Origin of the sequence: Pantoea sp. VS1, assembly GCF_002207995.1 — a bacterium.
GTDB classification, from domain to species: Bacteria; Pseudomonadota; Gammaproteobacteria; order Enterobacterales; family Enterobacteriaceae; genus Pantoea; species Pantoea dispersa.
In genome coordinates, this window is the sequence record NZ_NHZE01000040.1 from 252,000 (window position 1) to 265,551 (window position 13,552).

At 59.4% G+C, this 13,552-nt stretch carries 12 protein-coding genes; 4 read left to right on the forward strand and 8 right to left on the reverse strand.

Features of this window, described 5'->3' with window-relative positions:
- Positions 1-221: 221 nt before the first annotated feature.
- From napC to CBW22_RS15460, 7 genes are all read right to left on the reverse strand, one after another.
- Positions 222-806 carry a cytochrome c-type protein NapC gene (gene napC / locus CBW22_RS15430; RefSeq protein WP_058758337.1) on the reverse strand — a complete coding sequence of 195 codons (585 nt, stop codon included), beginning with the start codon at positions 804-806 and terminating at the stop codon, positions 222-224.
- Between the two features lie 7 nt (positions 807-813).
- Positions 814-1,245 carry a nitrate reductase cytochrome c-type subunit gene (gene napB, locus CBW22_RS15435; RefSeq protein WP_058758336.1) on the reverse strand — a complete coding sequence of 144 codons (432 nt, stop codon included), beginning with the start codon at positions 1,243-1,245 and terminating at the stop codon, positions 814-816.
- 11 nt (positions 1,246-1,256) lie between these two features.
- Positions 1,257-3,743 (reverse strand): nitrate reductase catalytic subunit NapA, encoded by a 2,487-nt coding sequence (gene napA / locus CBW22_RS15440; protein WP_088517117.1) that lies wholly within the window; start codon positions 3,741-3,743, stop codon positions 1,257-1,259.
- Positions 3,740-4,018: a chaperone NapD gene (locus CBW22_RS15445; RefSeq protein WP_021508051.1), complete on the reverse strand. Its 279-nt coding sequence runs from the start codon at positions 4,016-4,018 to the stop codon at positions 3,740-3,742. The genes napA and CBW22_RS15445 overlap by 4 nt, the downstream gene beginning before the upstream one ends.
- Positions 4,008-4,478: a ferredoxin-type protein NapF gene (gene napF / locus CBW22_RS15450; protein ID WP_088517118.1), complete on the reverse strand. Its 471-nt coding sequence runs from the start codon at positions 4,476-4,478 to the stop codon at positions 4,008-4,010. Before napF ends, CBW22_RS15445 begins: the two co-directional genes overlap by 11 nt.
- 163 nt (positions 4,479-4,641) lie before the next feature.
- Entirely contained in the window at positions 4,642-6,144 is a 1,503-nt protein-coding gene (gene ansP / locus CBW22_RS15455) for an L-asparagine permease (RefSeq protein WP_031279802.1), read from the reverse strand.
- Between the two features lie 290 nt (positions 6,145-6,434).
- Positions 6,435-6,707, reverse strand: coding sequence for a DUF1471 domain-containing protein (locus CBW22_RS15460; protein WP_058770823.1), 273 nt, complete (start codon positions 6,705-6,707; stop codon positions 6,435-6,437).
- A gap of 239 nt (positions 6,708-6,946) precedes the next feature.
- On the opposite strand from CBW22_RS15460, the gene narQ reads away from it, so the two are divergent.
- The 3 genes from narQ to acrD all read left to right on the forward strand — a co-directional run bounded on the left by narQ (position 6,947) and on the right by acrD (position 12,621).
- Complete coding sequence (gene narQ / locus CBW22_RS15465) at positions 6,947-8,635, forward strand: nitrate/nitrite two-component system sensor histidine kinase NarQ (protein ID WP_031279801.1); 1,689 nt, start codon at positions 6,947-6,949, stop codon at positions 8,633-8,635.
- A 41-nt stretch (positions 8,636-8,676) separates the two neighbouring features.
- Entirely contained in the window at positions 8,677-9,309 is a 633-nt protein-coding gene (locus CBW22_RS15470; RefSeq protein ID WP_058758331.1) for a response regulator, read from the forward strand.
- Between the two features lie 195 nt (positions 9,310-9,504).
- Positions 9,505-12,621 (forward strand): multidrug efflux RND transporter permease AcrD, encoded by a 3,117-nt coding sequence (acrD, locus tag CBW22_RS15475; protein WP_021508044.1) that lies wholly within the window; start codon positions 9,505-9,507, stop codon positions 12,619-12,621.
- Positions 12,622-12,729: 108 nt separating this feature from the next.
- Here acrD and ypfM read toward each other — a convergent pair whose 3' ends face one another.
- On the reverse strand, positions 12,730-12,861 hold the full coding sequence (gene ypfM / locus CBW22_RS26980; protein WP_369597198.1) for a protein YpfM: 132 nt from the start codon (positions 12,859-12,861) through the stop codon (positions 12,730-12,732).
- A gap of 322 nt (positions 12,862-13,183) precedes the next feature.
- On the opposite strand from ypfM, the gene CBW22_RS15480 reads away from it, so the two are divergent.
- On the forward strand, positions 13,184-13,552 hold the full coding sequence (locus tag CBW22_RS15480; protein ID WP_021508043.1) for an ArsC family reductase: 369 nt from the start codon (positions 13,184-13,186) through the stop codon (positions 13,550-13,552).

Genomic DNA, 13,552 nt, shown 5'->3' on the forward strand with positions numbered 1-13,552 from the left:
CGCGATAAATCGCGCCGCTACAATGTGCGCAGAATGATGGTGCAGAAATAAAAAGCCGCACGAATCGTAGCGGCGCAATTTATTGCGCATCCGGGCAGCTGTGCAGTGATTAACTTAGCGCGATAAATCGCGCCGCTACGATGCTGTGTGGTTTGCGGCTGCCTCAACCGGTCGGCACGAAAACCCTGATACCGCACCGGCAGGCGCGGCCAGGGTCGCGATTAGAAACCGTTTGGCTGGTCTTTCATATCCGGCAGATGGTGGGCAATGCCTTTGTGGCAGTCGATACAGGTCTGTCCGTCCTGCACCGCTTTGCTGTGCATTTTGGCGGCGACCGTTTTCTGCGCGGTGAAGTCCATATAATCGAAGTTGTGGCAGTTACGACACTCCTGCGAATTGTTGTTCTTCATCCGGCGCCACTCGTTCTGCGCCAGCTCGATACGCGTCTCTTCAAACTTCTGCGGCGTATCAATCAGGCCGAAGATCTTGGCGTACACCTCTTTACTCGCCTGGATCTTACGAATCATCTTCGGCCCCCACTCGTGCGGCACGTGACAATCCGGACAGGTGGCGCGCACGCCGCTGCGGTTGTTGTAGTGCACCGTCTGCATATATTCCTGATAGACGTTGTTGCGCATTTCGTGACAGCCAATACAGAACTGCTCGCGGTTAGTCATCTCCATCGCGGTGTTAAAACCACCCCAGAAGATGATGCCACCAGCAAAGCCAAGAATCAGCAGCGTGCCGAGCGCCAGACGGCTGGGGCGTCGCCACCAGCGCCAGATACGTAAAAGTTTCTGTTTCATCGCCACCTCACTGCCCAAAGCCGTCAGCCGGCTTAAAGGTGTTTTCCACCACCGGTTTAGCATCGGTCTGCGGCACGTGACACTGCAGGCAGAAGTAGCGACGCGGCGATACCGTGCTGCTCACCACGCCGTCGCGGTCGGTAAAGTGCGTCGGACTGACGCGCGGCGCGCCGGTGGTCAGATAGCTCTGGGTGCCGTGACACTGCAGGCAGCGGTTCACGTTCTTCGTCACCTGGTAGCCCTCCACGCTGTGCGGGATCACCGGCGGCTGATTAACATAGTTCAGCGGCTTGCGGCTCTGCTCTTTGGGCTGATGAATGGTGCCCTGCTGCGTTGCCGTCACTTCCGGTGACTGATTGAGATCGACGCCGTTATTAGCGTACACCACGCCGCCCAGCATCAGGGCGGCAACGGTTACAAGAGTGATAAAAGGTTTCATTGCATCCTGCCTCAGATTTTCACCAGCTTAACGGCGCATTTTTTGTAATCGGTCTGCTTCGACAGCGGATCGGTGGCGTCCAGCGTGATGTTGTTGGCCAGCACGCCGGCATCGAAGAACGGCATAAATACCAGCCCCTGCGGCGGCTGATTACGCCCGCGCGTTTCCACGGTGGCGAGGGTTTCGCCGCGACGCGATACCACGCGCACCTTCTCACCGCGACGGAAGCCGCGATCTTTGGCGTCCAGCGGATGGATATACAGCAGCGCCTGCGGCACCGCGCGGTGCAGTTCCGGCACGCGGCGCGTCATGGTGCCGGTGTGCCAGTGCTCCAGCACGCGCCCGGTGCAGAACCACAGGTCATATTCGGCATCCGGCGCTTCCGCTGGCGGCTCGTACGGCAGGGCAAAAATGGTGGCTTTGCCGTCCGGCTTACCGTAAAAACGTACCCCCTCACCGGCTTTCACGTAGCTGTCGAAACCTTCACGATAGCGCCAGCGCGTCTCTTTGCCGTCCACCACCGGCCAGCGCAGACCGCGCGCCTCGTGATAAGTATCAAACGGTGCGAGATCGTGACCGTGGCCGCGGCCAAAGCTGGCATACTCCTCGAACAGGCCTTTCTGAATATAGAAACCAAACTCACGCGCTTCATCGTTAAGGCGGTCGTCGGCCACTTCGCTCAGCGGGAACTGATTTACCTGGCCGTTGGCATACAGCACGTCGTACAGGGTTTTGCCTTTCAGCTCAGGCTGCTGAGCAATCAGCGCCTCTGGCCACACGTCCTCAACGCGGAAGCGTTTGGCAAAGGTCACCAGCTGCCACAGATCAGATTTTGCCTCGCCCGGCGCTTTCACCTGCTGATGCCAGAACTGGGTACGGCGCTCGGCGTTGCCATAGGCACCCTCTTTCTCTACCCACATCGCCGTCGGCAGAATCAGGTCGGCAGACAGGGCGCTGACGGTCGGATACGGGTCGGATACCACGACAAAGTTGCGTGCATCGCGCCAGCCCGGCATGCGTTCCTGCGTCAGGTTCGGCCCGGCCTGCATGTTGTTGTTACACATCACCCAGTAGGCATTCAGCTTGCCATCTTTCAGCGCGCGATCCTGCGCCACGGCGTGCAGACCGACTTTGGCTGGCACCGTGCCCTGCGGCAGCTTCCACAGTTTTTCAGCTAAAGCGCGGTGTTTGTCATTGTTCACCACCATGTCGGCTGGCAGACGGTGCGCAAACGTGCCCACTTCACGCGCGGTGCCACAGGCCGATGGCTGGCCGGTGAGCGAGAACGGTCCGGTGCCCGGACGGGAAATTTTGCCGGTCAGCAGGTGGATGTTGTAGCACAGGTTGTTCGCCCACACGCCGCGCGTATGCTGGTTGAAGCCCATGGTCCAGTAAGAGACCACCTTCACGTTCGGATCGGCGTACAGCTCCGCCAGCGCGATCAGCTGATCCTGCTCTACGCCGCTCATGGCGCTGGCTTTTTCCACCGTGTATTCCGCGACAAATTGCGCATACTCATCGAAGCTGATCGGCGTCGACTCGCCGTTGTCCGGATTTTTCGCCGCCGCCTGCAGCGGATTGGTCGGGCGCAAACCGTAGCCGATATCCGTCACGCCTTTACGCAGCGTGACGTGATTCTGCAGGAAGGTTTTATCGACTTTATTGTTCTGAATGATGTAGTTAGCGATGAAGTTGAGGATCGCCAGATCGCTCTGCGGCGTGAAGACGATGGCGTTATCGGCCAGCTCGAAGCTGCGGTGGCGATAGGTCGACAGCACCGCCACTTTGACGTTGTCATTGCTGAGACGCCGCGCGGTCAGGCGTGACCAGAGAATCGGGTGCATCTCGGCCATGTTCGATCCCCACAGCACAAACGCATCGGCCTGCTCGATGTCATCGTAGCAGCCCATCGGTTCGTCCATGCCGAAGGTGCGCATAAAGCCCACCACCGCAGACGCCATGCAGTGGCGCGCGTTCGGATCGAGGTTGTTGGTGCGGAAGCCGGCTTTCATCAGCTTTGATGCGGCGTAACCTTCCCATACGGTCCACTGGCCGGAGCCAAACATGCCAACCGATTCCGGGCCGTTGGCTTTCAGCGCCGCCTTAAACTTCGCTTCCATGATGTCGAACGCCTGATCCCAGCTTACCGGGGTGAACTCGCCGTTCTTATCGAATTTGCCGTCGGTCATGCGTAGCAGCGGCTGGGTCAGACGATCTTTGCCGTACATGATCTTCGGCAGGAAGTAGCCTTTGATGCAGTTCAGACCGCGATTAACCTCCGCCTGCGGATCGCCCTGTGAGGCGACCACGCGGCCATTCTGCGTGCCGACCAGCACGCCACAGCCGGTGCCGCAAAACCGGCACGGCGCTTTTTCCCAGCGAATCGGCTCACCCAGGCTGGTGGCCGCTTTGGTCACGGTCGGAATGGTGAGACCGGCAGCCGTTGCAGCAGCAGCCGCCGCATTGGCCTTCATAAAATCACGACGACTCAGGTTCATGATGCTTCCTTACAGGGTTCTTCAATTTCGTCTTGCTGGTGATAAACCAGCGATACCGCCAGCACATCCGGGATGTTGCGGGTGGCTTCAATGTTGCTCAGCAGCGTGGCGCTGTCGGCCGCGCCCAGCGTTAACGCCAGCGTGCCGCGTGCGGCATCTTCCGCCGCGATGTCGCTATCGGCAAAGTTCAGTAGCGCCTGCCGCACCGCCGCGATCGCGGTCGGACGAGCCTGGATCACCAGGCCACATACGTGCCAGCTGTCGTTATTCGTCATGATGCAGTCCTGTGGCTGAGACCGGACACGGCGCGATACAGGCGCCACAGCCGGTGCAGTGTTGCGGAAGGATTTCCGGCTGGCCGATGCCGTTGGGCATCAGGCGAAAACGGATCGCCTGCTGCTCACAACTCTCCTGGCAGCTGCGACAGTTAACGCCGAGAAAAGCGATACAGCGGCTGTCGATGCGGATGCGCTGGCTAGAAGGTTCAGTGTCGCGCGGCTGAAACAGCGGCTGCGGGCAGACGTCGGCACAGGCGGCGCAAAAGGTGCATTCGCCCTGCAGAAAGTCGAGCTGCGGCGCTTCGCCAGCGGCGATGCGGATAATGCCGCTCTCGCAGGCTTGTACGCAGCGTCCACAGCCGTCACAGCCGCTCTCTCCCCGCCACCACGGCAACGCGATACCGCCGGCAGGCATGACGCGCTGCCCGGTAAAGAGTTCACGTCGCGACAGCGCCATCGGCTCACCTCAATGCGGGGATGTAGAGATGGTGCGTAAAATAACCTGAGGTTATGAAGGGCTATATCACCCGAAAGGTGTAATTCCCGATGCGGGATCAAGAGAAGGAGAATTGCAATAAAAACGGGGGCCGACTGGCCCCCGCAGGTGAGAATTACTGCGATTAACGCGCGTTGTCTTCCGCCAGTTTAGGCGCCGCATCATCCTGATCGTCATGATGATGCTCGTGCTCTTTCATCGCTTCCGCCTGCACGCGCTTACGCACGCCAAACCAGCCGAGCACCAGCAGCACGGCAATCAGCGGAATTGAAGCAATGGTGTAAGTGCCGTTCGGGTAGTCAAACGCCATCAGCACCAGCACGCTCACCAGGAACAGCAGCGTCAGCCACGAGGTAACCGGCGCCCACGGCAGCTTGAAGCTGACATCTTCCGCTTTGCCCTCTTTGATGGCTTTGCGCAGACGCATCTGGCACACCACGATGAACGCCCACGAGGAGATAATCCCCAGCGACGCCACGTTCAGGACGATCTCAAACACCTGCGACGGAACATAGTAGTTGAGCACCACGCCGATCACGTACACGCCGATGGTCACCAGGATACCGGCGTACGGCACCTGCTGCTTACTCATCTTCGACATGAACTGCGGCGCCGAGCCGCCCATCGACATTGAACGCAGAATACGTCCGGTAGAGTACAGGCCCGAGTTCAGGCTCGACAGCGCCGCGCTCAGCACCACGATGTTCATCACGCTGCCAATGTAAGGCACGCCCAGTTTGGAGAAGAAGGTGACGAACGGGCTTTGTCCGGCCTGATAGGCGTTCCACGGCAGCAGCAGTACCAGCAGCACCACGGACCCCACATAGAACAGACCGATACGCCAGATCACGCTGTTGATGGCTTTCGGCAGCATGGTTTTCGGGTCTTTACACTCGCCCGCCGCCGTGCCCACCAGCTCAATCGAGGCGAAGGCAAACACCACGCCCTGTACCAGCACCAGCGCCGGCAGCAGACCGTGCGGGAACAGCCCGCCGTTGTCGGTGATCAGATGGAAGCCGGTGGTGTTGCCGTCCAGCGGTTTACCGCTGCCGAGGAACACCACGCCGACTATCAGGAACACCACGATAGCCAGCACTTTCACCAGCGCGAACCAGAACTCCATCTCGGCGAACCACTTCACGCCGATCATGTTCATGGTGCCGACAATCGCCAGCGCGCCCAGCGCAAATACCCACTGCGGCACATCACCAAACGCGCCCCAGTAATGCATGTAAAGCGCCACCGCGGTGATATCGACGATACCGGTCATCGCCCAGTTAACGAAATACATCCAGCCCGCGACGTAGGACGCTTTTTCCCCGAGGAATTCACGCGCGTACGAAACAAAGCTGCCGCTGGAAGGGCGATGCAACACCAGCTCGCCCAACGCACGGAGAATAAAGAAGGAGAAGATACCGCACACCAGATACACCAGTGCCAGTGCCGGACCGGCCATCTGCAGACGCGCGCCGGCACCGAGGAACAGACCGGTACCGATAGCGCCGCCAATGGCGATCATTTGTACCTGACGGTTACCCATCGCTTTGTGGTAACCCGTGTCGTGAGAGTTAAGCCAGCGCCTTCTCGCAGCACGCTGTTCGGCTGGCGTTTTTTTAGTAGATTTCATAGCTTTCCTGTTTGTCCTGTCCATCAATCACCGCGTAACCAATCGATTGCGCCGGGCAGTGCGAAATGGGGTAAAACCGGCCCCTGAGCGGCGGAACGATGCCGCGCGGCAAGCCGGGAAATTACGGCGATGAATCCTACCCGTTCTGCATGAACGAAGCAAAATTTACTGGCTGACTGCACGGGTTGATTTGTAATAATCCGTCGCGACGCACAAAAAAACCGGCCAGTGGGGTGGCCGGTAATCGGTGGCTACAGGAAAAAACTACCAGAGGGGAATAATGAAGGGCATTAACGGTAAATCTCGGCGCTGCCGCTCCACATGCTGGAATCGCCCGGATTCTGCATGCCGATGACGCGATAGTGGCTGGCGCCCATCTCTTCCGCTTTCTGCGACAGCTGACGGGTGGCGTCATCCAGCGAACCCCGCACGCCGCTCACCGAAACGGTGCCGCTGCTTTGCAGGTCCTGGGTTTGTGCCTCGCTCAACGGCGAGGCGGCAAAGGTAGTAAACGATGCGCTGGCAAGCAGTGCAGCAGTCATTACGGCATAACGTGTCTTCATGAGGTGCTCCTGTTGTCGTGCGGGAAAAGGGTTACGCGTCAAAGTATCGGCGAGCCAGTGCAAACCAGGCTGCGCGGGCGGTAAAGGCGTTCAATATTTCGCCAGCCAAACGCGGTTAATCCAGGGAAACGTAAACCGCGGTGAGTTTCTCTGGTAAAAGTAACCAGATGTGTCAATTTCGCGCTCGCACCCGCGTTGCGGCTGACTTATAATCCCACGCTCTTGTAAGGGTTATTATTGTGATAGTGAAACGTCCCGTTACCCGCACCATTGCCCGCGCGCTCAGCGCGATTGTGCTGCTGTCGCTGTTAACCACCGGCCTGGCGCTGATGACGCTCTCCAGCAGTTTGCGCGATGCCGAAGCGGTGAATGTCGCCGGCTCGCTGCGCATGCAAATCTACCGGCTGGCGTGGGACAGCACGCGCGATCCGCAGCAGCTGGCGCACCATATGCAGCAATATCAGCAGACGCTGGAGTCACCGGCGCTGCAGCACCTGGAGCGTCCGTGGGTGCCGATTGAGGTCAGCAGCCGCTATCGCTATCTGCGCGACAGCTGGCCGGTACTGCAGGAGACGCTGCAGCCGGCGCGGGCGCAGGTGTACCAGCAGCGCGTGGCGGGCTACGTCAGTGAGATTGACCGCTTCGTGCTGGCGGTGCAGCACTATGCCGAGCTGAAAATGCATCTGGTGGCCGCCAGCAGCCTGTTCGGCTTTCTGGCGATTGTCGCGCTGGCGCTGTGGAGCATTGGCTTTATTCGCCGCAACGTGGTGCGTCCGCTCGATTCGCTGGTCACCGCCAGTCAATACGTCGAGCAGGCCAACTTCAGTTTTCCGCCGCTTTCCGTGCATCAGCCCAACGAACTGGGCGTGCTGGCGCAGGCGTTTACCACCATGGCGGAGCGGCTGCATTCGCACTATCGCCTGCTGGAGTGCGCGGTACGCAATAAAACCGAAGATTTAACCCAGGCCAACCGCACGCTGTCGCTGCTGTATGAAAGCTCGCAGATTCTCACCGGCAGCCCGCTCAATCCCGAGCTGATTCAGGGCCTGCTGCGGCTGGTGCAGCGGCGGGAAGCGCTGGAGGTGCTGCAAATCGCCAGCGAGGATATCGCCTTTCAGGCCGGCGTGCCCGCCGACGATCTCAGCTGGCAGCGGCTGCCGCTGCAGCAGGAGGAGCAGCGCCTCGGCGAACTGTGCTGGCAAACCCGCCGCGCGCCGCCGGCCGATGAGCTGATGCACAGCCTGGCCAACATGCTGGCGCGTGCACTGTGGATCTGGCAGACGCAGAAGCAGTATCAGCAGATGCTGCTGATTGAAGAGCGCGCCACCATTGCGCGCGAGCTGCACGATTCGCTGGCGCAGTCGCTCTCTTTTCTGCGTATCCAACTGACGCTGCTGCGGCGTAATGTCGATAGCAGCCAGCCGCAGGCACAGGCGATCATCGCCGATTTCGATCGCGCGCTGGCCGAGGCCTATCAGCAGTTGCGCGAGCTGCTCACCACCTTCCGCCTGAGCATTGAACAGGCCGATTTAGTGCAGGCGATGCAGGCGATGATCGCCCCGCTGCAGGAGCAGTCGCAGGCGGCGATTACCTTTGACTACCAGCCTGGTCTGCAAACGCTGGATGCTCAGCAGCAGGTGCACGTGCTGCAGATTGCGCGCGAGGCGCTGCTCAATGCAATTCGTCACGCACAGGCGCAGCAGATTCAGATTCGCTATCAGCGTGTCGCTGATGATGAGCACCTGCTGACCATCGAAGATGACGGCTGCGGTATCAATAGCGTAGAAGAGCCGCCGGGCCACTACGGGCTGACTATCATGGCCGAGCGCGCGGCGCGTCTCGCCGGCAGCTTACTGATTACCCCGCAGGCGCAGGGCACCTGCGTCACGCTGCGTTTTCCCGCCCGCCCCGCGCACCGGCTGGCTTAACGCATTACACTTAGCAAATGGATTGAAACTCTGGAGAACCTATGGCTCACCCTTCCCTGTCTATTATGATCGTTGACGATCATCCGCTGATGCGTCGCGGTATCCGCCAGTTGCTGGCGCTGGAACCGCGTCTGGAAGTGGTGGCTGAGGCGAATAACGGTACCGAAGCGCTGGCCGAAGCGCGCCGTCTGGCACCGGATGTGATTCTGCTCGATCTGAATATGAAGGGCATGTCCGGGCTGGATACGCTGAAGGCGCTGCGCCACGAGGGCGTCGCGGCACGCATTCTGGTGCTAACGGTCTCCGACGCGCGCAGCGATATTTACGCCATGGTGGATGCCGGTGCCGATGGCTATCTGCTCAAAGACAGCGAACCGGAGCTGCTGCTGGCGCAGGTAATGCGCGGCGCACAGGGCGAGAACGTGTTCAGCGAGGTGGTGGCAGAATATCTGGCGACCCGCCAGCCCAGCGCCAATCCGTTCAGACAGCTGACCGAGCGCGAGCTGGATGTGTTGCAGGAAGTAGCACGCGGCTTATCCAACAAAGAGATTGCCGCCACGCTGCACATTTCCGAAGAAACGGTAAAGGTGCACATCCGCAACCTGCTGCGTAAGCTCGACGTCCGTTCCCGCGTTGCGGCAACGGTGCTGTGGCTGGAGAGCCGCAATGTGTGAGTGCGCACATAAAGCTGCTGCGACTTTTACACTTTCTCCATAATTTATCCACGATTCCCTAATTTGCCCCGCGTACAGTAAGCAGCAGCCGGAGTTTTCAGGATCGCCCTTGCACTCCGCCAGCGTGAAGCGCAGCGTGCGACACGCTTTTACTAATAACAAGTACAAAGTACGCAGCTGAGGAGTGTCGGTTTCATGTCGAACTTTTTTATCGACCGCCCCATTTTTGCCTGGGTGCTGGCTATTTTGCTGTGCCTGTGCGGCACGCTGGCCATTATCTCGCTGCCGGTGGAACAGTATCCGGATCTCGCGCCGCCTAACGTGCGCATCACCGCCAACTATCCCGGCGCATCCGCGCAGACGCTGGAAAACACCGTCACCCAGGTTATCGAGCAGAATATGACGGGGATCGATAACCTGATGTACATGTCCTCGAACAGCAGCAACACCGGCCAGGCGCAGATCACCCTCACCTTTACCGCCGGCACTAACCCGGATGAAGCGCGGCAACAGGTACAGAATCAGCTGCAGAGCGCGCTGCGCAAGCTGCCAGCGGCGGTGCAGTCGCAGGGCGTCACGGTAAACAAAACCGGCGACAGCAACATTCTGATGATCGCCTTTGTCTCCACCGACGGCAGTATGGATAAACAGGATATTGCCGATTACGTCGCCAGTAACATTCAGGATCCGCTCAGCCGCATCGACGGCGTCGGCCAGGTCGATGCCTACGGATCGCAATACGCCATGCGCATCTGGCTCGATCCCAACAAGCTGATTAACTACGCGCTGACCACCGACGATGTGGTCAGCGCCATCGAATCGCAGAACACTCAGGTGGCGGTCGGCCAGGTCGGCGGGTTGCCGTCGGTGGACAAACAGGCGCTGAACGCCACGGTTAACGCCCAGTCAATGCTACAGACGCCCGCGCAGTTTCGCGCCATTACGCTGAAAACCAACACCGACGGTTCAGTGGTAACGCTCGGCGACGTGGCCACCATCGCCATGGGTGCCGAAAAGTATGATTTTCTGAGCCGCTATAACGGCCAGCCGGCATCCGGTCTCGGCATCAAACTGGCCTCCGGCGCTAACGAGATGAACACCGACAAGCTGGTGCGCGCCCGTGTTGCCGAACTGGCGCAATACTTCCCCCACGGACTCGAAGCAAAAGTGGCGTTTGAAACCACACCGTTCGTCAAAGCCTCCATTAAGGACGTGGTGAAAACCCTGCTGGAAGCGATTCTGCTGGTGTTTCTGGTGATGTACCTGTTCCTGCAAAACTTCCGCGCCACGCTGATCCCCACCATTGCGGTGCCGGTGGTGCTGCTCGGTACCTTTGCGGTGCTGTACGCCTGCGGCTTCAGTATTAACACCCTGACCATGTTCGCCATGGTGCTGGCCATCGGGCTGCTGGTGGATGATGCCATCGTGGTGGTGGAAAACGTCGAGCGCATCATGAGCGAAGAGGGATTATCGCCGCGTGCCGCCACGCGTAAATCGATGGGGCAGATTCAGGGTGCGCTGGTGGGTATCGCGCTGGTGCTGTCCGCAGTGTTTGTGCCGATGGCGTTCTTTGGCGGCACCGTGGGCGCTATCTATCGCCAGTTCTCCATCACCATTGTCTCGGCGATGGTGCTGTCGGTGCTGGTGGCGATGATTCTGACGCCCGCGCTGTGCTCCACGCTGCTCAAACCGCTGGCGCAGGGCCAGCACCATGGCCGGCGCGGCTTTTTCGGCTGGTTTAACCGTCACTTCAATGCCAGCGCCGAACGCTACGAGCGCGGCGTAGCGCGCATTCTGCTGAAGAGCGGCCGCTGGCTGCTGCTCTACCTGGCGATTATCGGCGTGATGGCATTCCTGTTTATTCGTCTGCCTACCTCCTTCCTGCCGCTGGAAGATCGCGGCGTATTTCTTACTCAGGTACAGCTGCCGCCGGGCTCGACGCTGCAGCAAACCTCGCAGGTGGTAGCAAAGGTTGAGGATTATTACCTGACTGCCGAAAAGGACAATGTGCTGTCGGTGTTCTCCACCATCGGTGCTGGTCCGGGCGGCAACGGGCAAAACGTGGCGCGCCTGTTTGTGCGCCTGAAGGACTGGGAGCAGCGGCCAGGTCGCGATCGCACCTCGTTTGCCATCATCGATCGCGCCACCGCAGCCTTTAAAAAGATCAAAGAGGCACGCGTCATCGCCAGCAGTCCACCGGCGATCACCGGCATGGGTAGCTCCTCCGGCTTTGATATGGAGTTGCAGGATCACGGCGGCATCGGGCATACCGAGCTGATGGCGATGCGCGATCGGCTGCTGGCGCTGGCCGACAACAATCCGGCGCTGTCGCGCGTGCGCCACAACGGGCTCGACGACAGCCCGCAGTTGCAGATTGATGTCGACCAGCGTAAAGCGCAGGCGCTCGGCGTATCGCTGGACACCATCAACGACACCCTGACCACCGCCTGGGGCTCAACCTATGTGAATGATTTTCTCGACCGCGGCCGTGTGAAGAAAGTCTACGTCCAGGCGGCACCGGAATTCCGCATGCTGCCGGGCGACATCAACAAATGGTATGTGCGCAACAACAGCGGCGGCATGGTGCCGTTCTCCGCCTTCGCCACCAGCCACTGGGAGACCGGTTCACCGCGTCTTGAACGCTATAACGGCTATTCATCGCTGGAGATTGTCGGCGAGGCGGCTAACGGCGTCAGCAGCGGCACGGCGATGGATGAGATGGAGAAACTGGTGGCGCAGCTGCCGCTCGGCGTTGGCTTCCAGTGGACCGGTGCCTCCTATCAGGAGCGTCTCTCCGGCTCGCAGGCGCCGGCGCTGTATGCGATTTCGCTGCTGGTAGTGTTCCTGTGCCTCGCGGCGCTGTACGAGAGCTGGTCGATTCCGTTTTCGGTGATGCTGGTGGTGCCGCTGGGCGTGGTGGGCGCGCTGGTCGCCACCTGGCTGCGCGGACTGGAGAATGACGTCTACTTTCAGGTCGGCCTGCTGACGGTGATTGGCCTGTCGGCGAAGAATGCGATCCTGATCGTCGAGTTCGCCAATGAGATCAACAGCAAAGGGCGTGAACTGCTGGAATCGACGCTGGAGGCATCGCGGCAGCGCCTGCGGCCGATTCTGATGACGTCGCTGGCCTTTATTTTCGGCGTGCTGCCGATGGCGATCAGCAGCGGTGCCGGTTCTGGCAGCCAGCATGCGGTCGGTACTGGCGTGATGGGCGGCATGATCTCCGCCACGGTGCTGGCGATCTTCTTTGTGCCGCTGTTCTTTGTGCTGGTGCGCCGCCGCTTCCCGCTGCGGGCAAAGCCGCACGACTGAGGCTAACTCCGGGCAAATAAAAAGCCGCCATGATGAATGGCGGCTTTATTGATGTGTGCGGTAAGAATAACAGCAAGTTGGGAAGTGCCCTGCTTTTCTCTTCACGAATTACTTACGTAACATCGCTTCGATAAATTCTTTCCAGTTCCCCAGTTCGTGTTCAACCATAAAACCCTCTCTTCTTGTAGTGGCGATTTTACGCCGTTTTTTTCTACAGGTGAATACGTTTCCACCTCTCATCACTATCGGCAACTACCGCAGAAAGCTTGAATTTGCCGAAACTGCGGACTGACGCACATTTCAGCAACCTGTTAATGCGACTCATAAAAGCGCGGACTTAATCCGCCAGGCCCGTTTTTGCCGCCTAAGATAATTCTTAGATCACTAATGATGCCGCAGGCGACAATTTCGCAGGTAAGTGAAAGCGTTTACTGGCCCTGATTAGCGGCGTTTATTGGCGTCGCGGCGAGATGAAAAACAGCGCTGCCACGCGTCTGACCTCACAGCCCACGGCGCGCTATGGTAAACTCGCGCTTTATTTAACACAGGACGGGAATACGCGATGACAGCGCAGTGGGTGATGTACGGAATTAAGAATTGCGACACCATAAAAAAAGCACGCAACTATTTGAGCACTTCCGGCATCGACTTTCATTTTCATGATTATCGCGCTGACGGGCTGGATGCGGCGCTGCTGCAATCCTTTATCGACCAGCTGGGGTATGACGTGCTGCTGAACACGCGCGGCACCACCTGGCGTCAGTTGCCGGAAGCGGAACGCGATGCCATCCGCGATGCGGCCAGCGCCAAAGCGCTGATGCTGGCGCACCCGGCGCTGATCAAACGTCCGGTGCTGGCGGCGCCAGACGGTACATTGCTGGTGGGTTTCAAAGAACCCGTTTATCACGCCTTTATCCAGGAGAAGTCATAA

Coding starts and splice junctions, on each gene's coding strand:
- napC (WP_058758337.1), bottom strand. CDS start 806: ATGAAACAGAAACTTTTACGTATCTGGCGCTGGTGGCGACGCCCCAGC.
- napB (WP_058758336.1), bottom strand. CDS start 1,245: ATGAAACCTTTTATCACTCTTGTAACCGTTGCCGCCCTGATGCTGGGC.
- napA (WP_088517117.1), bottom strand. CDS start 3,743: ATGAACCTGAGTCGTCGTGATTTTATGAAGGCCAATGCGGCGGCTGCT.
- CBW22_RS15445 (WP_021508051.1), bottom strand. CDS start 4,018: ATGACGAATAACGACAGCTGGCACGTATGTGGCCTGGTGATCCAGGCT.
- napF (WP_088517118.1), bottom strand. CDS start 4,478: ATGGCGCTGTCGCGACGTGAACTCTTTACCGGGCAGCGCGTCATGCCT.
- ansP (WP_031279802.1), bottom strand. CDS start 6,144: ATGAAATCTACTAAAAAAACGCCAGCCGAACAGCGTGCTGCGAGAAGG.
- CBW22_RS15460 (WP_058770823.1), bottom strand. CDS start 6,707: ATGAAGACACGTTATGCCGTAATGACTGCTGCACTGCTTGCCAGCGCA.
- CBW22_RS15470 (WP_058758331.1), top strand. CDS start 8,677: ATGGCTCACCCTTCCCTGTCTATTATGATCGTTGACGATCATCCGCTG.
- acrD (WP_021508044.1), top strand. CDS start 9,505: ATGTCGAACTTTTTTATCGACCGCCCCATTTTTGCCTGGGTGCTGGCT.
- ypfM (WP_369597198.1), bottom strand. CDS start 12,861: ATGAGAGGTGGAAACGTATTCACCTGTAGAAAAAAACGGCGTAAAATC.
- CBW22_RS15480 (WP_021508043.1), top strand. CDS start 13,184: ATGACAGCGCAGTGGGTGATGTACGGAATTAAGAATTGCGACACCATA.